We start from the raw sequence: 23,053 nt of genomic DNA on the forward strand, positions 1-23,053 counted from the left end.
CCCGACGTTCCGGGAGATCCCGCACACGAAAGGAGCGCCGCCGTGCCCCAGCCTGACACCCCGCTGGACACCGCAGACCTGTCCACGCTCGCCGACCGCCAGCAGGCCCGGTTCACCACCGGGCACGGCCCGGTGTCCGTGCGCAGGTACGTGCGCTCCTCGGACTTCGTACGGGCCGCCGTGCACTCCCGCAACGGACAGGACCGCGCCGCGCTGCTGACCCTGCGCCCCGAGGCGTACCCGCTCGCCCCGGCCTGGCTGGCCGCCATCGCCCAGGCCGCACCGGAAACGGCCGACCACCGGCACCCGTCCGCCGCCATGTCCTCGGTCCGGCTGCTGGCGAGGATGACGCCGGACCACCGCAACGGCATCCCCCGGCAGTTGGACGGCTCGGTCGGCTGGAGCATGCCCGGCGCGTCCGCGCGCGTGTGGCCGGACGGCCGGATCGAGCTGCGCAGCACCACGGGCGCGGAGCTGGCCGGCCAGCTGGAGGGCTCCGAGTGGGACTCCTGGAAGGTGGCCGCCGTGGCAGACGCAGGCCTGCGTCTGCTGTGCGCCCCCGAGGCCCGTCACCTGACCCGTACCGGCCAGCCGTCCGGATGGCACCGGCCGTTCGACCGAAGCGATTCCGCCGGGCTGGGGCGCGAGCGCAAGGGCGGCCAGATGTACGACGGCTCCACTGTCGCGTCCTGCTCCTGCGGCTGGAGGGTGACGGTCGAATCGCAGCTGGGTGCTCGCGCGCTCGCCGAGCAGCACCGCCGCGAAGCCACCAGCGGCGAATCCGCGTAACCGCTGACACCCGCCCGCGCAGAGCGCGTACGGCACTCCCGCAGTCCCGAAGACGAGAGAGGCTCCGCCATGCCCCGATCCGCACTGTCCCCGCCGCCCGCGCCGGCCTCCGCGGCTGATGACGACCGCAGGTGCGTCGACTGCGGCCTGCCCTGCACCGAGCAGGTGACCTCTTTCCCCCGCATCGGGGGCGGAACACGTGCTGTGTACGCCTGCTCCGTGCACGCGGCACAGCGCCGCAAGGCCATGTGAACTGCACTTTTGGCGGTGGGGCAGCGCTGAGAAATTCAGTTGCCCCACCCCGTCGATACAGTATTATGGAACATGTCGAGAGGGTGGCTCCCTCCCGGCCCCGCTGAAAGTCCGTCAACCCAGCACGAGGAGGCCAGACATGGCCACAGCCACCAAGCCCGACTCTGCCGACCAGACCGCCGAGTCCGCCCCGGTCGACGCCGACGAGGCGAGCCTGACCGCCGTCCTGCTCGACCCGGACACGATCGCGCGCGACGAATGCAACGCCCGCGAACACGACACCGAGCCCGACGCCGACCTGATCAACTCCGTCAAGGCGGTCGGTGTCCAGGACCCGGTCAGCGTCCGCCCCCGCCCGGACGGCACGTACGGCGCATTCAAAGGCTGGCGGCGCACCCAGGCCGCGCAGATCGCCAACGCCACCGCCGAGGCGGAAGGCCACGAGAAGCGGCAGATCAAGGCGTACGTGCGCGCTGACCTGGTCGGCCGGGACGCCTGGACGCGGTTCCTGTCTCTGATCGAGAACCACCAGCGCCAGGGCATGTCCCCCAAGGACACCCTGAAGGCCGCCGAACTCTCGCTGATCGGGATGGACGAGGTCGAGCAGAAGCAGGCCGCACGGGCCCTGGGCCTCAAGCGCGGCACCGGCAAGCGGCTTGGCCGCGCCCAGCAGCTCGACGACGCCACCCTGCGCCGCGCCTCTGCCGGGGGCATGGACCTGGAACAGATCGCGCAACTCGCCGAGGTCGAGGACGTGCCCCGCGCGCAAGACCGACTGCTGCGGGCGCTGGCCCGCGACGAGGCCGAGGAGGGCGGCGGGCGCGGGCACTGGGACCAGGAACTCGCGCTGCTCAAGGCCGAACAGGACGACCGCACCGCCCGCAAAGAGGCCGTCGCGGCACTGGAGAAGGCCGAAATCCCCCTGCTGCCCACGCAGGTGCCGTACGGGGAGAAGGACACCGCCCGGCCGCTGTCGGAACTGACCACTCCGCTGGGCAGGCCGCTGGACGAGGACAACCACAAGGGCTGCCCCGGCCACAGCGCCCGGCTCGACGACGAGCACCAGCCGGTCTGGTACTGCGCCGACCCGTCCGAATACGGCCACAAGGCGCGCCCGAAGCCGAAGCCGGAGAAGACGGCCGAGGATGAGGAGAAGGCCGCCGAGCGGGCCCGCACCACCGCGTGCAACCGGGCCTGGAAGGCCGCCGCCGGTCCCCGGAAGGAGTTCGTCACCCGGCTGGTGCGCGGCAGCAAGGCTCTGCCGGAAGATGCCTGGAGGTTCGCCCTCGGGGTGCTGCTGGACCTGCCCCGCTTCTACGGCAAGTGGGCCGGGCGGCAGGAAGCCGAGGACGTGGCCAGCTTCCTGGGGGTGAAGCTGCCGGAGAGCCCGTTCGAGCGCGTGCGGCTGTCGGATCTGGTCGCCCAGCCCAAGGCCCGGATGGCGCACATCATCTTCGCGCACGTCGCCGCCGCCTTCGAGCGCGACATGCGCGACCCGAAGGGCTGGAACGACGCCAGCATGCAGGTCCGCTTCCTGTGGGAGGACCTCACCCCCCAGCAGGCCGCCTACCTGCTGCTCCTGGAGAAGCTGGGCCACGACGACAAGGGCAGCTACCGCCTGTCGGAGGTCGAGGAGCAGGCCGTCGCCCCGCACCGGGACGCCGACACGGAGGACGGCGACGAATCCGCCGCCTGACCCTTCCGGCCAGGCCTCGCACGCACGAGCGGCCGGGCACCGACGGTGCCCGGCCCCCACAACGCTGGCTTAAGGACCTCAAGGAGTCCGTCATGCCCAAGTCCGGCTCTGCTGAGCCCGAACCGCAGGAAGACCACGGATACCAGCCGCTCACCCTCGACGTGCTGCGGCAACTCGTCGGCAACGAGTGGGCCAGCCTTCCGGGCGAAACCCTGGTCGTGCTCTCCCGGGACGCCGACGGCAACGGCTACTCGCCGTTCAGGACGTACGCGCACGCCCGCTACTCCCCCACCCACGAGCTGACCGGCGAGGTCTACCCGCTGGAAAGCGAACTCGCGGAGTACGCCGACGTGCGTGACCTGCTCCCCAAGGTCCCCGACAGCGCCCGCGCCGCGCTGGTGCTCTACCCGCTCGGCTGACTGCCGTGGGCCCGGCGGGCACCGCACAGCCGGTGCCCGCCCCTCCGGCCCGCCTTCCGGCACCGGTTCCCGGCCGGGCGTACCAGCGCCCGGCCCATCCCCCGCAACAGAAGAAGGGACACACTCATGCCCACCCTTGCCGAGATCCGCGCCTTCGTCGGCCAGCTGTCGGAGGTCGGGCAGCTGGCCGCCGTTCAGGAGGCAGCTGCCCAGCGCCTGATCCAGATGGACGCCGCCAAGCGCCCGGACATCGCCCCGGGCCGCATCGGGCGGATCACCACCACGATCACCCCGGCCTGCCTGCGGCTGCTGACCGGCACCGTCCAGCAGCGCAACCGCACCGGAAGCCGCTTCGACTTCCTGCTCGACGAGGCCTCCACCGAGCGGCTGCGCCGGGACCCGAGCAACACCCGCTTCCGCATCGCCGAAGACGAGAAGCGGTACCGGATCCCGAAGATCCCGGCCGCGTGCATCGAACTCACCGACGCCCCGGCCGACTCCTAGACGGCACCGGGCCTGGGGGCAGCGCAGCGTGCTGCCCCCAGGCCCGCGCCGACCAGGGGCCCCGCCCAAGTCGCCTACCGGCCCACACACGCGTTTCGCCTGACCAGCATCGGAGCCACCCAGTGAACAGCAGGACCGCACCACTCGACACCGCCGCGCAGATCGCCACCCAGGCACTTGCCGAACGAGGGATCCCCTCGTACACGGACGACGACGCCGGAAACTCATGGCTGGTCGTCGGCCTGCCCCAGAGCGCAGACACCTTCCCCTCCAAGTGTGTCCGGCACGTGGTGCTCTACGTCGTCGACCCCTTCGGCGACCAGGACGAGGTGATGGTGGACCGCGCGCCCACCGGCCCCTCGGACCACTGGTGCGCCGTGTCCGTCGACAGCAAGGGCGTGCAGCGCCCGCTGATCGCCCGGCCCATCCCCCAGTTGGCCGCCTGCATCGAAGCCATCGCCAACTGGCTCACGCCGCCCCCGGTCTGATCCGGCCCACAGCTTCCGCTCCCGCGTCCAGACCGCCCGCATGACCAAATCACCCGAAGGGACCGCGACTCCCATGAGCCCAGCCATACCTGTGCGCTGCCTCGGCCGTCCGCTGGCCGGCGGACTGGTCGTGCCGTGGGTCTCCCTGATCCACAACGGGCACGCCGTGTTCGGCAGCCTCGACGCCGACCGCGCCCGCCGCGCCTTCCTCCAGCGTCTGTGCCAGATCTGCCGCCATCCGCTCCAGGAGCGGTTGTTCGTCATCGTCCGCCCCATCGACCAGCAGCAGGGCTACTCCCCCGAGCCCGGGCTACACCCGGAGTGCCTGCCGTACACCGCCGCCAACTGCCCCATGCTGAACGGCGCTGCCACGCACTACCGCACCCGCCCGGTGCTCGCCTCACACCCCGCGGGCCGCCCCTGCGCCGACCCGTCGTGCCCCTGCCCTGCACAGGCCCCCGACGAGGGGCACGCCGCCCGCAGCGGACGGCCCGCCGACCGGTACGAGGCATGGATGATCGCCGCCAGGCACTACCAGCTCGTCCCCCACCAGGAGGCGCCCGACGTCCCGGTCGGCATCAGCCTGAACGTGCCCGTCCTGCGCAAGCGCACGCTGCGCGAGGCCACTCTGTCCGCCGAACACGCTGCCGCGCTCGCCCTGTTGCGCATCGCCCTGGACTTGGAGCTCTAACCCCGCCCGGCCTTGCGCGGGTCGGCACACCGACCAAGCCCACCAGGAATGAGGACTGCATGCCCACCGACTACCCCGTGACCCTCCCGCCCGTTTCCGACGACCCCGAGACCGCCTGGCGAGCCCAGCGCGTGGGCGACACGGTCTTCGAGCGTCCGGACGAGGGCTGGCCCTCCGCCACCACCACCTTCGCGATCGACGCCTCCAGCGCGGCCGAGGCCGAGCTGCGCGTGCTGGCGTGGATCCACCACAGCTACGAGGACGACCTCCGCCAGGCGACGGCAACCGCAGAGAGCCCGGCAGGTCCCGACCGCTGGCACGTCAGTCTCCGGATCCTCGGCGAGTTCTGAGCACACCCGTCAGGCCGGGCTCACTCGGCCGACCTCCTGAATCAACCATCGGCCGGACTCCCGGCCGGGACGCGCCGCCGCAGGCCGTCCCACGACCCCACGAGCAGAGAGGCCCACAGTGATCATCGCCGACCCGACCACGCCCGCAGGCGCGGCCGTCATCGAACTGCACCAGCAGCTCACCGAACTGGAAGAGAGGGCAGGCGAATGGCCCGGGGCGGATGTCGTCAGCATCCTCGAACCCTGGCTGGAGCGGTTCGACTTCGCCACGGCCTCGGCGCCGGCTGTCGCCTTCATCGCACCGCGCCCGCCGGGCCAGGCCTGGCTGCTGCGCCGCTGGGACCAGCACGAAAACGACGTGCTGCTGTTCACCGACGAAGTCACCGCCCTGGCCGAACTGGCGCGGCACGTGCGCAGTTCCTGGGCGAACCTCCTGGGCAAAGAAGACGTCCCCGACCAGCCGCCCACCGACGACCGCACGGCCGTGGACCTCTACTACGGGCCCGAGCGCAGCAACCTCCCGGACGAGGGCTACTCCCTCTACTGCGCCACCATCAGCGGATCCGGCCGTGCCCGCGTCGTGCCCCTGGACTTCCGATTCCCCGAGGCCGACGCCTGCGAGCAGGCCAATCGTGACGCCACCTTCCACCCGCAGACCGACGCGAACGGCCTCCCGTGCACCGAGGTCGACGGCGTCCTGGTGTTCGTCTACCTCGACCACGAGCTCGGCGCCGTACGGGTGTCGATCCACCTCGACAGCGCTGCCGAACGGCTCGTGCGGCCCGACGGCACGGTGCCGCTGCGTGTCGAGGTCGAGGACACCGTCGTGCTCGACGACAGCGGTGCGGAAGGCGCGCCGCGACCGCCCTTGCTGGACGAGTTGCTGAACGCGGCCGAGGCCGGCCAGCGGGAGGCGATCCGCGCCGCAGCCCTGTCCGCCGGGATCCTGTGGCACTGCCGGACCTGCCATTGGGACAACCCGGGTGCGGCCGTCTGCTGCGAGGGCCCCGGGCCCTGCCGGAAGCCCAAGCCTGCCGCAGAACAGACCGCCGCGTAGGCGAGGGGGAAGGCGGGCCGCGCAGGCGTAGGACTGCGGCCGGCCTCGCCGGGGCGGGTGCTCCCATCCCGAAGGAAAAGGGGATGACACCCGACCCCGGTATCAGTATTATGGAACATGTCCGGGTAGCTCCCGGGCTATGCCCGCACGTTCGTCGCATCGAGGAGTACCTCCATGAGCGGAGAGACCGCCGCCGTCGTCCGTGGACGCGTGTACGGAACCGTGCGGCTGCGCCACACCGAACGCGGCACGCCCGCCGCCCGGTTCACCGTGGTACAGGTCCCACGCGAGTACGACCGGGCACGCGGCCAGTGGCGCGACGGGGAACCGGTCCCGGTCATCTGCACCGTCACCGGCCCTCTTGCCCGGCACGTCGCCGAGTGCCTCACCGACGCCGTGCACGTGATCGCCACCGGGAACGTGGCCCTGCGCGACAACGTGCTCCATCTCGACTCCGCCCAGGTCGGCGTGGACCTCGCCCACCACGTCGCCTACATCGACGACACCCTGCCCGCCGTCCTCGCCGGACGCTCCCCCGCTCCGGCCCCGCGCGCTGCGGCCACGCCCGTGCCCCCGTCCGCTCACCGCGCCGGAACGGCCCGCCCGGCCCCGGCAGGCCGCCCCGCCCCGGTCCCGGCAGCAGCGCCGGAGACCGACTGGTGGCGGTCCGCACCGCGCCCCTCCTGGGACGCCGCCGCCGCGCCCGGCCGCACCGGGCACTGACCGCGCCCTCGATCCATCACCGCCCATCGCGGCACCGGCATGCCCGCCGGCCGCAGCCCTGTCACGGAGGTTCGCCGTGCCCAGCCCCGCCCTGCCCGAACGCGCCGCCCGCGCCGCGCTCGCCGCCCACTTCACCCCGGCCACGCTCGCCGCCGAGCTCGCCCAGTCCTCCGCCCAGGAGGTCTGGGAGCAGCGCGTCCGCCACGACAACAGCGGACGCCTGGCGCAGTACAAGCCGACGGACAAACTCGCCAACGCGCAGCTGTCCTGCCAGTTCATCATCCCCTCGGACGAGAGCTGGCCCGCCGCCCTGGCCGACCTCGGTCCTGACTGCCCGCTCGGTCTGTGGGCCCGCGGCGGCGACCAGCTGCCGCAGCTCACCGCCAACGCCGTTGCGGTGACCGGCAACCGCAACGCGACCGAGCAGGCCATCACCCGGGCGCAGGCCTTCGCCACCGCCGTCGCCGAGGCCGGTCACACGGTCACCGCGACACTCGCGTACGGCGTCGACGCAGCCGCCCACCGGGCCGCCGCCCTGGCCGGACGGGCAACGCTCGCCGTCCTGCCACGCGGCCTGGACCGCGCCCACCCACACGACCACGCCCAGCTGCTGAGCTGCGTCCCCGCGACCGGCGGCGCGGTGGTCAGCCTCTACCAGCCGGGCACCGCAGCCAGCGGCGCGACCCTCAGGGCCAGCGCCACCCTGCTCGCCGCGCTCGCGCACGTGGTGATCCTCATCGAGGCCATGGACCACGCCGAGGTGGCGATGCACACCGCCGAGGTCGCCGCCGCCCTCAACCGGCGCCTGCTCGCACCGCCCGCCACCGAGGACATCCGCGCCGACGGCAGCGCCCGCCTGCTCGCCGAGCAGCGCGCCGTCCTGGTCCCGGACCCCGCAGCGGCTCTCGCCCTGCTCTGACGTCCCCAGCCGCCCCGTGCCCGGCCATTCACCTCCGGGCACGGGCGCCCCAGAACGAGTGACGGACCGCCATGCCCCATACCACGTACACGCCGTCGCTGCCCGGCCTCAGTACCACCGACGACCTGGACACCGTCATCAACTGGGGTCTCGGCGCCGACTCCACCGCCTATCTCGCGCGGATGCTCACCGATCCCGCCGCGCACGGGATCGACCTGGAGCGCACCGCCGTCCTCTACATGGCCACCGGCAGCGAGTGGCCGGAAACGCGGCTGCTGTGCGAGGAGTTCATGCTCCCGCTGCTGCGCGAGCACGGCGTGCGCTTCGTCCAGCTGGCGCGCAACGGGCACCTTTCTCTGGGGGTTCGTGAACCGTGGTGTGACGTCGTGGTCCGCCTCCTCGTTTGGGGTGCTGCGACGGTTCTCTGGGGGTTGTGGCTCTGCGGTGGATCGTTGTGATCGACTCGTGGAGTAGAGGTACGGATGCGTGCTTTCCCTGTACGGATGCCTTCGGGCACCCGGTACTGGACAGTGGTGGACGACGACCTGGTGGTCGTGGAGGAGGCGGACCGGTTCCTGCGGGAACTGCGGCTGGGCCGGGGCCGCGCGGAGTCCACAACCAAGGCCCATGCAGGCGGAGTTGCCCTGTTCATGCGCTGGTGCGCGAGCACGGGGCGAGACTGGCGGACCGCCGCCCGGGACATGGGGCTGTTCATGCTCTGGCTGAAGTGGACTCCGGGGGACAGCGGTCAGCATCGCATCGTCGCCCCAGGTCCCGACTCGGAGCCCGTACGTGGCAGCAAACGCATCAACAAGGTGCTCACCGCAGTCCGCGGGTTCCTCTCGCACGGGGTGGTGAACAAGACGGTCCCCGGCTGGGTCCTTGAGCAGATCTACGAGCTCGGCGACACCAACGACCTGCCGTTCGAGGCTCGCGGCGAGGACGGCGGCCTGCGTTACCGGCTGCGGGCCCACCACCGGCTCCAGGAGCCGGAGAGCGATGTCGACCGGGCCACCGACGAAGAGATCGTGGCGATGTTCCTGGCCTGCCGGTCGGCCCGGGACCGGCTGATCGTGTTGCTGCTGGCCCGCGTCGGGCTGCGTCGCGGCCAGGCCGCGGGTCTGCGGCGGAGGGATGCCCACCTGCTCATGGACTCCCGCTCGCTGGGCTGCGACATCGAAGGCGCCCACCTGCATGTCGTCCGGCGCCAGAACGTGAACAACGCGTGGTCGAAGTCGAGGAAGCCGTACGCGCTGCCGGTGGACTTCCTGGTCGTGCAGGCTTTCGACCAGTACATGCTGGAACGGCACGAACGGCTCGGCGTCGGCGGCAGCGACTTCGTACTGGTCAACCTCTTCCGCCCGCCCTACGGCTCACCAGTCACCCCAGACGCCATCGGGGAGATCATCGAGTCGCTGGCCAAGCGGGCCGGGCTGGACCGGCCGATCGCGCCACACATGTGCCGGCACGCGATGGCCAGCAACGTCGCCGACGCGGGCGGCAAACTCGACGAGATCCAGGCCCTGCTCGGCCAGAAGCACCCCGGCTCGGCCCGTCCCTACCTTCACCCGAGGGCATCCCGCCTCCGGGACGCTGTCGAGCGCGTCCCCTCCCCGCGCGTCCAGGGCGAGGGAGGCGACCGATGACCACCGCGCTGAGCGTCGTCCGCCCGGTCCCGGAGGAGGGGCTGACCGCCGAGCTGATGGCCGCGGTCACCGACGACTTCCGCAAGCTCATGAGCTTCGACGCCGAGGTCCGCGTCCTGGTCTTCCCAGGCGACCACCCGCTGCTGGGCGCCCCCGAATGCCCGGTGGAGGGCTGCGACAAGCAGGTTTTCCACGCCGACAGCACGCAGGGGCTCTGCGCCGGCTGCGCCGTCCGCCACCGCAGGAGCGGACAGAGCTTCGAGGAGTTCGTCGCCACTGCCAAGCGACTCTGGCGGTGCATCGGGATCTCCAACTGCCGTGTCCCCGGATGCGCTCGCCCTTGGAAAACCTCGCGCAAGCCGTTGTGCACCGCGCACTATTACCAGCAGCAGAACGTCCACCGGCTGCCGGTGGAAGAGTTCATCCACCACCCGGACGTCCGGCCGCTGCCGGGCTTCGGGCCCTGCGAGGTCGCGTCCTGCCTGCGGGACCGCGACGGACAGAGGAACCGCTACTGCACAACCCACGCTCAACGGCGGGCCTATGAACTGCGCAAGGGCAGCACGCTGGACGAGGAAACCTGGCGGTTGACCACCCCGGTCATCGCCAAGGCCAGCGAGGTGAGCCTGCGCGGCCTGTCCGACCGGATCGTCGCCGAGGTTCTCTACGGCCTGCAGGAACGCCTCGCCGCGGGCATCCAGCAGCAGGTCTACCAGCTGCGTCCGTTCTGCGACCTCGTCCGGGCCCGGCAGATCGGCTCACTGACCGAGCTGGACGTGAGCGCCCTGTCCCGGAACAACCGGCGGCAGGCAAAGGGCCTGCTCAAGCACGTCAGCCGCTTCCGGATGTCCCCGGAGACCGAACGCCACAAGGACACCTGGGACGGCGCCGCCTTCGGACTGAAAGGCAAGTTCCACTTCGAGGAGATCAGCCAGCCCTGGCTGAGGAAGGCCACCCAGGACTGGGCCATCGAGAACATCCCCCTCCGCCGCGGTGCCAAGCCCCAGGGCGCCATCCAGCGGCAGATCAACAGCATCGCCCGGCTCTCGAAAAGCCTTCGTCTCAATCGCGACGACGACGGCATGGACCTGACGGCGCTGGGCCGGGACGACATCATGGCCTTCCTGAACCGGCTCCACTATCTGGAGGAGCAAGGAGAGATCACAGCAGGCCGCCGCTCCGAGGACGCCCGCGACGTCCGGCGCCTGCTGACCCGGATGCGGACGCTCGGCCTGACCCGCCCCGGCCAGCCGCTGCACGGACTGCCCCACGACTTCATCCTGCGCGAGGAGGACGTCCCCGACGACCCGGAAGACACCGAGGCCGGCCGCGATCTCCCCGTCGAAGTCATGCGCGTTCTCTGCAACCACCTGGACGACCTGGATACCGGCGGGACCCAGAGCCGCATCGCGGTCGAGCTGCTGATCGACACCGGCCGACGGCCCAGCGAGATCTGCAACCTGGACTACGAGTGCCTCGACCGGGACAGCGACGGCAAGCCCGTCCTGGTCTACGACAACCACAAGGCACTGCGGAACGGCCGCCGCTTGCCGATCCCCGAGGCGACTGCGGCCCTCATCCTGACCCAGCAGGAGCGGGCCCGCGAGCGATTCCCCGACACCCCGCTCAGGAAGTTGAAGCTGTTCCCCTCCGTCATCGCCAACCCCGACGGCACGAAAGCCGCCACCGTCAACTGGGTCACCGACCGTCACCGGGCCTGGGTGAACTCACTTCCCGCCATCCTCGTCCCCACCGTGATCGAGGTCGAGGGTGAGCGCGTCACCAAGATGCTGCCCTTCGACAAGGACAGGATCTTCCCCTATGCCTACCGGCACACCTATGCCCAACGGCATGCCGACGCCGGCATCGAACCCGACGTTCTCCGCGTTTTGATGGATCACCGACAACTCGCAACTACTCAGCGTTACTACCGGGTCGGGCAAGAGCGCCGCCGCGAAGCCATCGACCGCGTCACCACGATGCAGTTCGACCGGCACGGCAACCGCGTCTGGCGCACGGCCAAGGCCCTGCTCGACTCCGAGCACGCCCGCCGGGCAGTCGGCGAGGTCGCCGTCCCCTACGGCGTTTGCAGCGAGCCCTCCAACGTCGCGGCTGGCGGGCACGACTGCCCGGTCCGCTTCCGCTGCGTCGGCTGCGGCCACTTCCGCACAGACATCTCCTACCTGCCCGACCTGGAGGCATACCTCGCCGACCTGCTGCGGAACCGCGAACGACTCGCCGCCTTCGCCCACGCGGACGGCTGGGCGAAGGACGAGGCGATGCCCTCCGACGAGGAGATCAGCCGAGTCCGCAGACTGGTCCGCCGCCTCAAGGAAGACCTCGACGACCTCACTGACGACGACCGCATGAAGATCCAGGAGGCAGTCACCCTCGTCCGCCGCAGCCGCCAGGTCGTCTCGCTCGGCATGCCCCGCATCCGCCAGCTCCTGCCCGACATCCTCCCGGAGCGAACCGCATGACCAGCATGATCGAAGGACGCCGAGCCGACTCGGCCCGACGCCGCGAACGTGTTCTCAAGGCCCTCGAAACCGCCCTGCAGGTCGGCGAGGACATCACCGTCGCGTCGCTCGCCCGCGCGGCACGAGTGGACCGCACATTCCTCTATCGACACCGTGACCTGCTCGAACGCGTCCATGCCGCCGCGGCTGCCCCGCCGCTGGAGGGCCGTCAGGCCGCAGTCAGCAGGGCCTCGCTCCAGGCGGACCTGGCCAACGCGCTGGAACGCAACACCCGCCTGCAGACCCGGGTCCGCCAGCTGGAAAAGCGGCTCTCCGAGGTCATGGGCGAATCGGCCTGGGCCGAATCCGGGCTCGGCGCCCCAGTCGACGTCGACCAGCTGCAACGGCGGAGCGTCAGCCTGGAACAGCAACTTGCCAATGTTCGCGGCGAGCTGGAGGATCGAACCGACGAGCTCGACGCGGCGCGAGCTGCGAATCGAGAGCTGACCCGAGCGCTGAATCAGCCCCATCCAACCTGACCGAGCACCAGCCGACCCCCGACGCGGTGGCCCCGCTTTCGGCGACGCCACCGCGCATTGCCGAGCCGGGGACAGAGGTTTGCCGACGCTGACACGCTGCGTTCCAGATGGCCACCCTTCACGGGGGTGTGTCAACTTAGCTTAGACACTCCCTGCCGCCGGACCGGTGGGCGTGTCCCATCATCGTCAAGCGCCAAGAGATTATCGAGCTGTCTCGGCCCAGAGGGTTTCCATGCCTTCGTGGCTGATCGGTTTGCTCAGATCGTGTTCTGCAGCATAGGCCATGTTGAGGATGAGCCGTCGGCCACCGGAGATGGGATATACACGGTGGAGCGTGGTATCGGTGCGCATGAAGTACAGGTCGCCGGGCGACAGTTCTAGTGAATGGATCGGGTGTGAGACGAACTGGCGGTGAAGCTGGGGGTCGTCCTTGTTCCACTGGGTGTGGGCCACGCACTGCACGAATCCGCCTTGTTCGAGGGGTGGGCAGTCGATCACCCACACGAGGGCGAAGCTGTAGTCGTCCCAATGCCAGCCGTGTGTGTCGCCGGACTGCTCAAGCTCGGTGATGACGAATTGCTCCGGCTGATAGGGGCATACGAGTACCTGTTCACCTGCCACGGTCTCCAGGGCTCGCAGGACGGCAGGATGTGCGTAGATTTCGGGCACGATGGAGCCGTGGGCCGCGATCTCGGCGCGGTGTACATTGCGCATTCTGCGTGGGGTGTGGCCAGTTTCGGGGAGGGTCAGGTCGCGCCGAACGCCGTGTTCGGCGATCAAGGCTTCCACCTCGTCGGCAACCTGCTGTTTGATCTCCGCCGACGCCAGATACGGGAGTTTGGCGAACCCCCTGCGCAGGAAGTTCTGCCGTGCCCGCTCCAACCGAGCGGGTTCTACCTCGCGTTCGAGGTATTGCGACACTCGTCGGTTGAGACCGGGACCGGTGGGTGCTGCGGGCATCGCGAGTGCGCCTCCTTACGGGCGAAATGCTCGATGCGGCCCATGGTCGCTGGGCGGGTATCCTCGGGGTATCGGCTGCCAATCCGCTAGACATCTCGACCAGTTGATGGGGAGAGCTACGAGGCCGTTGACAACCAGTTGCGGCGCCAGTGAGTAATGCGTCGCCGAGCGTGGTGCGCCGGTAGACGATGGCACGGGCCTGCCTGCGTGCCCTCAACCAGGGGACGACCTCACCCCTTCTGATGGACACGCTGATACTGGATCGTGCTTGATCCGGAGGAACGAGAGTGTGGACCGCCGATGGCGATGAAGGGCCATTCGGACGAGCTCAAGGCCGATCCCGTGGCCCTGTACGAGTCCACGCCCGGGGCGACTGACAGGTGACGCTGAAGGGCGTTGCCGCTGACCTGACCCCATGAGGGTCGGGCCGCCCTCCCTGCTCAGTCCGGCGATACCTATCGTCCGGGTATGCGCGAGCTCAGGAAGGAGGCCCTCAATGTCTGTCTACGTCGGTATCGACATGCACCGCAAGCGGTCGCAGATCGCGGTGGTCGAGGACGACGGTGCGGTGCGGGGGGCCAACCGGAACGTGCCCAACGGGGTGGAGCCGGTGCTGTCGGTGATAGGGGATCTTCCGATCGGGGCGCCGGTCGCCTTCGAGGCCGCCTACGGCTGAGGGTGGCCGGTTCAGCTGCTGGAGGACTACGGCTTCGAGCCGCATCTGGTGCATCCGCTGCGGTGCAAGGCGATCGCCTCTGGCTGAAGAACGACAAGGTGGACGCGGCCACCTCGCGCAGCTGCTGCGCGCGGATCCGCTGTCGGAGGCGTGGATCGCTCCATTGGACGTCCGGCAGCAGCGGGCCCTGGTGCGGCACCGCTGCCGGCTGGTGCGGTTGCGCACCCTGCTGCGCAACCGCGTCCACGCCGTTTTGGCGGGGATCACGGCTGCGACCGGCCCGGCGGCTACTTCACCGCGCCGGGCCGGGCCTGACTGGAGGGCCTGGAGCTGCCAGGCGCCTCACGCCACGTGGTCGACGATCTTCTGGGTCTGATGGACGCCCTCACGCGACCCGCACTGCTTGTGGTCGTGGATGGTACTGGTCGACAGCTGGAGTTCAACGCGCAGGATGATGTCGCCCACAGCCAGCAGAACGTAGAGAAACGACATCGCCAAGTACGGCACGTCGCATACAGCCTGCCGCAGTTGCGCCTCCCCGGTCATCATCCCGGCGTCGGTCGCCTCACGAGGCGCCGCCATGCTCGCGGAAGAGACTGTCGAGCCGGAGCTTGTCCAGGGTCTCGCCCTCTCGGAGCCACCTGACCACGAGCAGGCACGGTGTGCCGAACTCGCCGCCGGGGAACGTCCGCATCCGCATGGAACCGACGCACAACGAGCGGGAGGGGGCCCGGCCCTGAGGAAGCTCCTGGCCCGACTCGGCATCGAATACCCTGGTATTGCCGGTGAGCAGCACCCCAGCCCCGAGCTTCGCCCCGCGTTCCACTCGGGCGCCCTCCACGATCATCGATCGGGAACCGATGAACGCGTCGTCCTCCACCACGACCGGGACTGCTCCGACGGGCTCCAGCACCCCTCCCAAGCCGGCTCCCCCAGAGAGGTGGACGTTGGCCCCCACCTGTGCGCAAGAGCCGACCGTCGCCCAGGTGTCAATCATGGAGCCAGGCCCGACATGTGCCCCGACATTGACGAAGGACGGCATCAGTACGGCCCCGCGCGCCACGTGGCTTCCGAAGCGCGCGATCGCTCCGGGCACGACACGTACCCCGTCGAAGCGCCGTTTGAGCGGCAGCCGGTCGCGGTAGCGGAACGGCCCCACCCCGGACTCCTCGACTTCGAACAATCGGAAGGACAGTAGGATGGCCCGGCGGGCCCGCTCGTCAACCACCACCTCGTCCGTCGCCGGATCCACCGCGGCGACCGTGGCGGCACCGCTGTCCAGTAGGTCCAGCGCCTCCAGAACGGACTCGCGTGGCGCATGGTCCGCCGCCGTCAGTTCGGCTCGGTGTTCCCACAGTTCGTCGATGATCTCCGGAACCGGGCTGTCGCCCAGGCGGGGGCCGGAGGATCCGGTCGGCAGTATCGGATTGGTGGTCACGGCGGGTCTCCTTCGTTTTTTGGCGGCCCTCGGCGTCCTGCGCAGGCGAAGATGGCCACGGTCGGTCCGCCGAGGCCTCTCATCGCCGCGCGCGGGTCGGGCGTGTGTGCTCGGCTGTTGGCGCCACGTCGTTCCGGGCCTTGCCATGGCTGGCGTGACCGGCTGTGCTGACGCCTACGGGACGGGTGTTCTTGACAGCAGATCCAGCCGCCAGGCGACGGACGCGGCGTCCCGGACCGCGGCGAAGCGCACGTAGGGATGCCCGGCGGGCCCGTACTCGCAGCCTGGCTGGATGATCAGGCCCGCCTGCTTGGCCGCACGGCGGGCGAAGGCCACTCCGTCGCCGCCGGGCGCGGGCACCCAGGCGAAGAGCCCTCCGGCCGGCGCGGTACACCCCAGCCGGTGGGCGTTCAGGCACTCAACCAGGTCGGCGACCCGGCGCGCGTTGCGTGCCCGCTGTTCCTCGGCATGCCCATCGTCGTCGAGCAGTGCGCAGGCTGCCTCCTGTGAGGCGGCGGCCGCCATGAGGCCGGCCTCCCGGCGCCGCCGGGCCAGTCCCGCCACCAGCGAGGGGTCTCCCGAGTAGAAACCCACGCGCAGACCTGGGGAGTTGGATCGCTTCGACATGCTGTGCACGGCCAGGACGCCGTCGAGCCCGTGGGAGAGGATGGTGCGTGGTTCATGGCACCACGTCGCCTCGGCGTACGCCTCGTCGGATGCCACGACCACACCGTGCGCACGGCCCCAGTCAGCGACCGGGCCGAGCGGTTCGACGACCCCGGTGGGATTGGCCGGGCTGTTGACCCACAGACACAGCGCCCGAACCGCGACCCGCTCTGGGACCAGGTCCAGGCGCATGCGGAACGCGTCGTCAACAGGCACCCGGTGGGCGCGCAACCCAGCCAGCCGTGCGCCGAACTCGTAGGCGGGATAGCCCAGCGCCGGAATGAGCACGGTGTCACGCTCGGGCCCGTTGGTGTTTGGTCGGCGCATGTCACGCAGGAAAAGCGGAAGTGTGGAGATGAATTCCTTTGAGCCCACGCACGCCGCCACGGCCTCCAGCGGCACCACGACCTGGTAACGGCGCAGCATGTGGCGTGCGGCCGCCTCCCGCAGCCCCACGGTCCCCGAGCTGGGCGGGTACTCAGCCAGCGTGGCCGGGAAGGCGCTGCCCTGGGACCGGCCTGGCATCGGCGACGGAGACGCCGGACCCGGGACACGCGCGGGAGGGTCCGCCGGGACCCCGAGAGAGAGGTCCAGCGGCTCCCGTCCCCCTCGCACGGCCAGGGCCAGCGCATCCTCACGGCGCCACGGCTCGTTCCGGCTCATCGGACCCCGACCGGGTCCGTGACCGGGACAAGGACATCGGGTCGGCACTGCAGCGTGGCGAAATAGTCATTCTCGCTCTCCGCCCGACGAATGCGCTCCACGCTGCCCCCGCGCCGCAGCAGCAGTTCCTGCGGACGCAGTCGCCCGTTGTAGGTGAAGCCCATCGAATGGGCGTGGGCGCCGGTGTCGTGGATGAGAAGCAAGTCACCTTCGGTGACAATGGGCAAGGTGCGTTGCTCGGCGAACTTGTCGTTGTTCTCGCATAGCGACCCGACCACGTCGACCACCTCATGCCGACGGTCGGAACCGTCCGGCACGGTGATGTGGTGGTACGCGCCGTATATCGCCGGGCGCATCAGAGCACTCATTCCGGCGTCCACCCCGACGTACTCGCGCCATTTGCTCATCCGGTTGAGCACTCGGGTCACCAGCACACCGTGCGGGCCGGTGACATAGCGTCCGCTCTCGAACAGCAGGCGGGGGCGGGGCAGTCCCGTGGCCAGCTCCCAGTCCCGCAACCGCGCGCCGACGGCGGCACCCAGCGCAGGCAGGTCGAACGGCTTCTCCTCCGGTCGGTACGGAATGCCGATGCCTCCGCCCAGATTCACGAAGCCGGGCAGGACGCCGAGATCGCGGTGGAGCGTCTCCACCTGTTCCAGCAGCAGGTCCAGGCTGAGCAGGAAGGGCTGCGGGGTGAGATAGCCCGATCCCAGCATCATGTGCAGCCCGAAGTGTTCGACACCGATCCGCCTGGCCCTCGCGCACACGACAGATAGCCGGTCGACCCGGATGCCGAATTTCGCCGACTGCGGGTCACCGAGGTAGGAGGCACCTGCCTCCCCCGCAGCATTGCCCGGGTGCACCCGCAGGCACAATGTGTCGGGTACCTCACCACGTGCGGCGAGTTTGTCGAGCACGGTCTCGTCGTCCACGTTGATGAGCACGCCGAGCCGTACTGCCGCGTCCAGTTCCGCCGGGCTGGTGTTGTTGGAGGTAAAGCAAATGTCGTGTCCCACCGCTCCGGCGAGGGCGGCTGCGGTGAGTTCGGGCAGCGAACTGCAGTCGAAGCCGAAGCCGTGCGCGGCCAGCAGCCTGAGGACGGCCGGGTTGGGATTGGCCTTGACGGCGTAGTACTCCCGGTACGGCGTGTCGGCGAACGCCCGGTTGAAGGCCGCGCAGTTCTCCTCGATACCCTGTTCGTCGTAGATATGGAATGGCGTGCCGAAATGTTCCGCGGCCCGTGGCAACACGGCGTTCAGCCGCTTCTCGAAGTCAGCGCTAATCGGCATGGTGGCCGCCCCGCCGGGGATCGCTGGGCCGCTCCGCGGCGGTTGCCGTGACCACCGCCCGGATGCGTTCGCCGGACAGCGGCCGCTCGTACGCGAAGGACTCGACGGTGACCTCGGAGAAGCCCGAGGCCAGGGCCTCGTCGCGCAGGTAGGCACCGGACAGCCAGTAGAAGCCAGGGACTCCCGGAGCTGCCTGGACGGGTTCGCCGTTGCGGGGGCTGTCGTTGGAGATGATCAGCGTGCCCCGCCCGGTGCCGTCGGTGAGCCAGGAGCGGATGCGGGTCATGAGGCCGGACAGGCCCACCGCGGAGGTGTACAGGTGGCCGAGTAGACCGTCGGCGTAGATCACGGGCCACACGGCGGAGGGGGCCCAGGCAGTGACGTCCTCGCGCTGCGCAGTGAGTCCCTTAGATCGCGCGAGTGCGACCGCTTCGTCCAGGGCGTCGACCGCGAGGACCTCGTAGCCGTCGTTCAAGATGTCCATCTCCACGACGGCATTGCCGCTGCCGAGGCTCAGTAGCCGGTTCGTTCCGTGGTCCTCGAGCGCGGTGACGAGCTTGTCGTGGATCCATTTGCGATATGGGGCGGAGTAGGTCGAGGGCGTGACAGAGTCGCCACGCGCCTGGCCCTGCTCCCATATCTCGTACAGATTGGGCTCGCTGTCACGGTCCGGCAGATAGAATCGGCGGAGGTCGTCGAGCTTGTCGGGCACGCGTTTTTCCTCTCGGACGTCTGTATTCCGGGCGATCGCGGCGAAAATTCACGGACGGGTCGTGGGCGCGGTGTGCCAGCACTTGGCGCTCGCCATGCGGAGGGCAAGCGCCCGTGGCCGCGACCCGGTGTTGGGCAGGGCAGATATCTGTCGCGGGGGAGCGCGGCTCCGTGCCGCCCACCGGGGGGGGAATCGGTGCCAGGAACTGCACGGGAAGGGCGATGGCCTCGGCAATCTTCAGGACTGGCTCTCCAACTCGGTGAAGCGCTCCAGGACCTGTCGGCCGAGCGCTTCGACGGTCGGCGCTCGGAACAGGTCGACGAGGCTGATCGCGACCCCGGTCAGTGCCTCGATGCGGTTGGTCACCCGCGTGGCGAGCAGCGAATGACCGCCCAGATCGAAGAAGTTGTCCCGGATCCCAATGTGTCGCACCCCGAGAATCTCCATCCACACATCGGCGATGGCCTGTTCCACCTCGTTGCGGGGCGCTACGAAGTCGTCGCCCGGCGCCTCCGCGTCGGGGTCCGGGGCGGGCAGGGCGCGACGGTCGACCTTGCCGTTGGGGGTCAGCGGCAGGGCGTCCAGGACGACGATGACGCCCGGCACCATGTACCCGGGCAGGGTGCGGCGGCAGTGCTCCCGCACCGCTCCCACGTCGACGGTGTGTCCGAGGGTAGGGACGCAGTAGGCGACGAGTCGTTTGTCCCCTGGCGTGTCCTCGCGTACGGCGGCCACGGCGGACGCCACGTTGGCGTGCGCGACCAGCGTGGACTCCACGTCGCCGAGTTCGACGCGCTGGCCGCGCAGCTTTACCTGGGTGTCGATGCGGCCGAGGAACTCCAGATCGCCGTCGGGAAGCTGTCGCACGAGGTCCCCGGAGCGGTACATCCGTTCCCCCTTGGCGAACGGGTGGGGGACGAACCGCTCGGCCGTGAGCGCCGGCCGGTTCCCGTAGCCGCGGGTGACCCCGACGCCCCCGATCCACAGCTCACCCGGCACGCCCACCGGTACGAGCCCTCCGGCCCGGTCCATAACGCACACCTGGGTGTTGGCCACGGGTTTGCCGATGAGTACAGGACCCGGCCGGTCGAGCACGTACGTCGCCGCCGTGATGGTGGTCTCGGTGGGGGCGTAGGTGGCGTGGATGGGCACGGAAGTGACGGCGAACCAGTTGGCCACGGAACCCGGCGAGATCTGTTCGCCACCAAGGATCAGCAGCCGTAGCCACTGACCCGGGCCGCCGTCGGCCAGCAGCGGGATGACCTGTTCCCAGAGCGCGATGGGCAGCTCGGCGACGGTGACTTGGGACGTTTGCAGGGTGGCCACCACGTCCTGAGGGCTCCAGTGAGAGGCGTCCCGGAGCACCAGGCTGCCGCCGCACATCAACGCCGGGAAGATCTGCTCGGCGGCCGCGTCGAAGCTCGCGGAGGCGAACTGCAAAACGCGATCGCGCTCCGTCAGCGAGTACTGGCGCCGCATCTCCTGAATGCGGTTGCTCAATGATCGGTGGGTGAGCTGCACCCCCTTGGGCCGTCCGGTGGAGCCAGAGGTGTACAGCACATAAGCGAGGTCGTCGGGCGTGGTCTGGGGCGTGGGATCGGTATCCGGCAGGCCGGTCGTCGCGTCGTCCTTGCCGACTAGGATCGTGGTGACGCCCTGGGGTAGTGTCCCCAGCCACCGCTCCTGAGTGACGACTAGGGCCGCCCCGGCGTTCTCCAGCATGAACCGCAGCCGCTCGGCCGGATAGTCCGGGTCGAGCGGTACGTGGACCCCGCCCGCCTTGAGCACGCCGAGCAGAGACCAGATGAGCTCAGCGTCCCGTCCCATGCAGACGCCGACGGGCGTGCCGGCGGTGACGCCCAGCCCCATCAGCCGGTGCGCCAGGCCGTTGGCGAGGGCATTCAGCCGCCGATAGGTCAGGCTCTCGGTGCCGCAGCGCACGGCGACGGCATCGGGGGTGCGCGCTACTTGGGCCTCCACCAGCTGGTGCAGGAGCAGGGAATCATCGAAGAAGCGCACTGTGTCGTTGAACGGGCCAACGATGGCGCGCCGTTCCTCGGCGGTGAGCAGGTTCAGCTCCTGAACACTCCGCTCCGGCCGCTCCAGCGCATCGGTGAGCAGGACAGACAACTGCCCGGCGAAGCGCTGGAGTTCGGTCGTGTCGAACGTTCCTGGAGCGCAGTCCAGTGTGCAGCGGAGCTCCTGCACGTCCCAGGCACAGTTGAGCCGGAGCTCCTGCGGTCCCGTTCCGGGCACGAGCGGATGGGGGACGCTGGCCCCGTAGGTGACGGAGGATGCCTCGGCGTCATGCGCCACTTGGCCGGCCTGCCCGAGCAGCTGCCGGAAGGTGGTCTCCTCGTCCGTACGGCAGCGCAGCGGCCCGGACGCCGCATCGACCTGCACCTCTTCGTGGCCGCTCCATCGCAGCAGCAGGGCCCAGAAGCCCGCCAGCGGCACCGCGGCCGGGGCGCAGCCGTCGCTCCCAGCCAGCAGCCGCAGTCCACGGGCCGTGGCGGGCCGCAGGGGGACGGCCACCGACACGTCCTGTGGGTCGGCGGCGGGCGGTGCCATGGCGGTGACCGCCTGCGCCGTACGATCATTGTTCATTGGGCGCCTCCCGTGTGGTCCGTGCCGGGTTAGCCATGCGCCGAATTGCAGGGTTCGATGATCCCTTTGGCTGAGGTGACGACCCTCCGCAAACGGCTTGCAGGTAGTGCGCGTCGTGCGGGAGGAGCGCGGTCATATGTCGCACGCCGCCACCGCGTCGTCCAGCAGGCGCCCCACGTGCTCCCGGTCGGCGTCCCCGTCGAAGTCGACCGAGTCGTCTTCGCGCTGGAATGGCCGCAGCGCCTGCACGGAATGCTTGAGGGACAGCCACGGCTCGACTGTGGCCAGGGCTGGCACCTGCGCCGTCCCGGTGCCGAGACCGGGACCGGTGGGGACGGTGGATGTCACTGGCGGGTCTCCTAGCCGGTAAGGAACTCGGTCCGGCCCATGGTCGACGCACGCATATCTTCGGCGTATCGGCGACCAATCCGCCGCCTATCTCAGTCCGCGGCGGACCCCGCGAGTAACGCGTCGCCCAGTCTGGTGCGCCGGTAGACAACGGCGCGGCCCGTCCGGGTGCCCTCGACCAGACCGGACTTCCTGAGCACGGACAGATGATCGCCGACCGCGCCGAGGCTCATGCGCAGGGCGCGGGTGAGCTGCGTGGTGGTGATCGGTCCATCCATATTGGTGAGGATCAGAGCCCTGGAGCGGCCGATCAGCGGGATCAGGTGAGCGGTGGCCGGATGGTGTGAGGCAGCCGTCGGCCACAGGGCGGCCGCGCCGTCGGCTGGGTAGACCACGGCGTTGTGCCAGGGTTCGTCCCAGCAGAACCACAGGCCGTCGAACACGTTGGGCAGGTACAGGATGCCGCCCTTCCGGAGCACCCGTCGCTCGTGCAGCATGCCGGAGACCTCGATGACGGCACCGGAGGCCTGGGGGTGCCACCGAATCGTGGGTGCCAGTTCGCTGAGCACTCCGTCCCAGCCCTCGGTGATCAGCTGGTCGGCGCGGTGGGCGATGTCACGTTGCAAGATGGTGCGCATCCGGTCCCAGTCCGGGGCCACGAACTCCTCCCAGGCCAGGCTGAGGGCGTGCGTGAAGCGGCCCACGGGGTCGGGCGAGTCGAAGATGCGAACCACCTTGTCTGGCAGCGCGCGTCCTTCGAAGACCCGCGCCACCTCCTGACGGGCTCGCACCGCCGGTGTCTCCCGCACCGCGGCCAGATCCTGCGGGAACGTCGACGTACTGCCTTGGGGCGGCGGTGCGATGAAGTCCGGGTTGTAGCCGCGAGCGCCGAGGATGGAGATCAGAGCCGCCAGGTCGGGCTCGGCTTCGCACATCGCGTGCAGACGCCCCCGATTGCGATCCGCCCACGGGCGCGCCGCCCATGAGGAGATCCGGCCGGACAGGACCAGCAAGGCCGCCACGACCTGGGTGATCGGGGATATCGCGAAACGACTGGCCCCGAGGTCATCAGCCCCCACCTCGATATGCAGCGTCACACCGGCGACCTTTCGTTTCGTTTGTGGACGAAACCCTGGTGGGCGCCACCCGCACGTGGCCATCG

24 protein-coding genes are annotated in these 23,053 nt (G+C 69.9%); 15 read left to right on the forward strand and 9 right to left on the reverse strand.

All coding sequences use genetic code 11. From position 1 onward, the window contains the following. Positions 1 to 42: 42 nt before the first annotated feature. From CES90_RS11615 to CES90_RS11680, 14 genes are all read left to right on the forward strand, one after another. Positions 43 to 789 carry a hypothetical protein gene (locus tag CES90_RS11615; RefSeq protein WP_189784918.1) on the forward strand — a complete coding sequence of 249 codons (747 nt, stop codon included), beginning with the start codon at positions 43 to 45 and terminating at the stop codon, positions 787 to 789. A 391-nt stretch (positions 790 to 1,180) separates the two neighbouring features. After that, on the forward strand, positions 1,181 to 2,737 hold the full coding sequence (locus tag CES90_RS11620) for a ParB/RepB/Spo0J family partition protein (RefSeq protein ID WP_189784917.1): 1,557 nt from the start codon (positions 1,181 to 1,183) through the stop codon (positions 2,735 to 2,737). A gap of 92 nt (positions 2,738 to 2,829) precedes the next feature. After that, entirely contained in the window at positions 2,830 to 3,156 is a 327-nt protein-coding gene (locus CES90_RS11625) for a hypothetical protein (protein WP_189784916.1), read from the forward strand. 126 nt (positions 3,157 to 3,282) lie between these two features. After that, a complete protein-coding gene (locus CES90_RS11630) occupies positions 3,283 to 3,660 on the forward strand; it encodes a hypothetical protein (RefSeq protein ID WP_189784915.1) in 378 nt (125 codons plus the stop codon). A 122-nt stretch (positions 3,661 to 3,782) separates the two neighbouring features. Beyond that, positions 3,783 to 4,148, forward strand: a complete 366-nt coding sequence (locus CES90_RS11635) for a hypothetical protein (protein WP_189784914.1) — start codon at positions 3,783 to 3,785, stop codon at positions 4,146 to 4,148. Positions 4,149 to 4,221: 73 nt separating this feature from the next. Then, positions 4,222 to 4,839, forward strand: coding sequence for a cell envelope biogenesis protein OmpA (locus tag CES90_RS11640; RefSeq protein ID WP_189784913.1), 618 nt, complete (start codon positions 4,222 to 4,224; stop codon positions 4,837 to 4,839). A 59-nt stretch (positions 4,840 to 4,898) separates the two neighbouring features. Continuing rightward, positions 4,899 to 5,189 carry a hypothetical protein gene (locus CES90_RS11645; protein ID WP_189784912.1) on the forward strand — a complete coding sequence of 97 codons (291 nt, stop codon included), beginning with the start codon at positions 4,899 to 4,901 and terminating at the stop codon, positions 5,187 to 5,189. 118 nt (positions 5,190 to 5,307) lie between these two features. Beyond that, positions 5,308 to 6,246 carry a hypothetical protein gene (locus CES90_RS11650; protein WP_189784911.1) on the forward strand — a complete coding sequence of 313 codons (939 nt, stop codon included), beginning with the start codon at positions 5,308 to 5,310 and terminating at the stop codon, positions 6,244 to 6,246. 174 nt (positions 6,247 to 6,420) lie between these two features. Next, entirely contained in the window at positions 6,421 to 6,969 is a 549-nt protein-coding gene (locus CES90_RS11655) for a single stranded DNA-binding domain-containing protein (RefSeq protein ID WP_189784910.1), read from the forward strand. Positions 6,970 to 7,045: 76 nt separating this feature from the next. Further along, entirely contained in the window at positions 7,046 to 7,888 is an 843-nt protein-coding gene (locus CES90_RS11660) for a DNA-processing protein DprA (protein ID WP_189784909.1), read from the forward strand. A 71-nt stretch (positions 7,889 to 7,959) separates the two neighbouring features. Then, positions 7,960 to 8,346, forward strand: a complete 387-nt coding sequence (locus tag CES90_RS11665) for a hypothetical protein (protein ID WP_229914047.1) — start codon at positions 7,960 to 7,962, stop codon at positions 8,344 to 8,346. A 45-nt stretch (positions 8,347 to 8,391) separates the two neighbouring features. After that, positions 8,392 to 9,534 carry a tyrosine-type recombinase/integrase gene (locus CES90_RS11670; RefSeq protein WP_229914046.1) on the forward strand — a complete coding sequence of 381 codons (1,143 nt, stop codon included), beginning with the start codon at positions 8,392 to 8,394 and terminating at the stop codon, positions 9,532 to 9,534. Further along, on the forward strand, positions 9,531 to 12,014 hold the full coding sequence (locus CES90_RS11675; protein WP_189784907.1) for a tyrosine-type recombinase/integrase: 2,484 nt from the start codon (positions 9,531 to 9,533) through the stop codon (positions 12,012 to 12,014). Before CES90_RS11670 ends, CES90_RS11675 begins: the two co-directional genes overlap by 4 nt. Continuing rightward, positions 12,011 to 12,532 carry a DUF6262 family protein gene (locus CES90_RS11680; protein WP_189784906.1) on the forward strand — a complete coding sequence of 174 codons (522 nt, stop codon included), beginning with the start codon at positions 12,011 to 12,013 and terminating at the stop codon, positions 12,530 to 12,532. Before CES90_RS11675 ends, CES90_RS11680 begins: the two co-directional genes overlap by 4 nt. 201 nt (positions 12,533 to 12,733) lie before the next feature. Here CES90_RS11680 and CES90_RS11685 read toward each other — a convergent pair whose 3' ends face one another. Next, on the reverse strand, positions 12,734 to 13,492 hold the full coding sequence (locus CES90_RS11685; protein ID WP_189784905.1) for a HalD/BesD family halogenase: 759 nt from the start codon (positions 13,490 to 13,492) through the stop codon (positions 12,734 to 12,736). A 496-nt stretch (positions 13,493 to 13,988) separates the two neighbouring features. Between CES90_RS11685 and CES90_RS11690 the strand changes: the two genes are divergently transcribed. Next, positions 13,989 to 14,168 carry a hypothetical protein gene (locus CES90_RS11690; protein WP_189784904.1) on the forward strand — a complete coding sequence of 60 codons (180 nt, stop codon included), beginning with the start codon at positions 13,989 to 13,991 and terminating at the stop codon, positions 14,166 to 14,168. A 342-nt stretch (positions 14,169 to 14,510) separates the two neighbouring features. Here CES90_RS11690 and CES90_RS11695 read toward each other — a convergent pair whose 3' ends face one another. The 8 genes from CES90_RS11695 to CES90_RS11730 all read right to left on the reverse strand — a co-directional run bounded on the left by CES90_RS11695 (position 14,511) and on the right by CES90_RS11730 (position 22,988). After that, complete coding sequence (locus CES90_RS11695; protein WP_189784903.1) at positions 14,511 to 14,750, reverse strand: hypothetical protein; 240 nt, start codon at positions 14,748 to 14,750, stop codon at positions 14,511 to 14,513. Next, positions 14,734 to 15,606: a 2,3,4,5-tetrahydropyridine-2,6-dicarboxylate N-succinyltransferase gene (locus CES90_RS11700; RefSeq protein WP_208921415.1), complete on the reverse strand. Its 873-nt coding sequence runs from the start codon at positions 15,604 to 15,606 to the stop codon at positions 14,734 to 14,736. Before CES90_RS11700 ends, CES90_RS11695 begins: the two co-directional genes overlap by 17 nt. A 174-nt stretch (positions 15,607 to 15,780) precedes the next feature. Then, positions 15,781 to 16,797, reverse strand: coding sequence for an aminotransferase class I/II-fold pyridoxal phosphate-dependent enzyme (locus CES90_RS11705; RefSeq protein WP_208921416.1), 1,017 nt, complete (start codon positions 16,795 to 16,797; stop codon positions 15,781 to 15,783). Between the two features lie 134 nt (positions 16,798 to 16,931). After that, positions 16,932 to 18,224 (reverse strand): diaminopimelate decarboxylase, encoded by a 1,293-nt coding sequence (gene lysA, locus CES90_RS11710; protein ID WP_189784900.1) that lies wholly within the window; start codon positions 18,222 to 18,224, stop codon positions 16,932 to 16,934. Continuing rightward, positions 18,214 to 18,936: a class I SAM-dependent methyltransferase gene (locus tag CES90_RS11715; RefSeq protein WP_189784899.1), complete on the reverse strand. Its 723-nt coding sequence runs from the start codon at positions 18,934 to 18,936 to the stop codon at positions 18,214 to 18,216. Before CES90_RS11715 ends, lysA begins: the two co-directional genes overlap by 11 nt. A gap of 237 nt (positions 18,937 to 19,173) precedes the next feature. Continuing rightward, positions 19,174 to 21,543 (reverse strand): non-ribosomal peptide synthetase, encoded by a 2,370-nt coding sequence (locus CES90_RS11720; protein WP_189784898.1) that lies wholly within the window; start codon positions 21,541 to 21,543, stop codon positions 19,174 to 19,176. A 132-nt stretch (positions 21,544 to 21,675) separates the two neighbouring features. Continuing rightward, on the reverse strand, positions 21,676 to 21,891 hold the full coding sequence (locus CES90_RS11725) for a hypothetical protein (protein WP_189784897.1): 216 nt from the start codon (positions 21,889 to 21,891) through the stop codon (positions 21,676 to 21,678). A 92-nt stretch (positions 21,892 to 21,983) separates the two neighbouring features. Further along, the gene (locus CES90_RS11730) at positions 21,984 to 22,988 is read right to left on the reverse strand and encodes a DUF5937 family protein (RefSeq protein WP_189784896.1); all 1,005 of its coding nucleotides are present in this window, start codon (positions 22,986 to 22,988) and stop codon (positions 21,984 to 21,986) included. Between the last annotated feature and the right edge of the window lie 65 nt (positions 22,989 to 23,053).

The organism is Streptomyces capitiformicae, from assembly GCF_002214185.1.
In the GTDB taxonomy this organism is placed as follows: Bacteria; Actinomycetota; Actinomycetes; order Streptomycetales; family Streptomycetaceae; genus Streptomyces; species Streptomyces capitiformicae.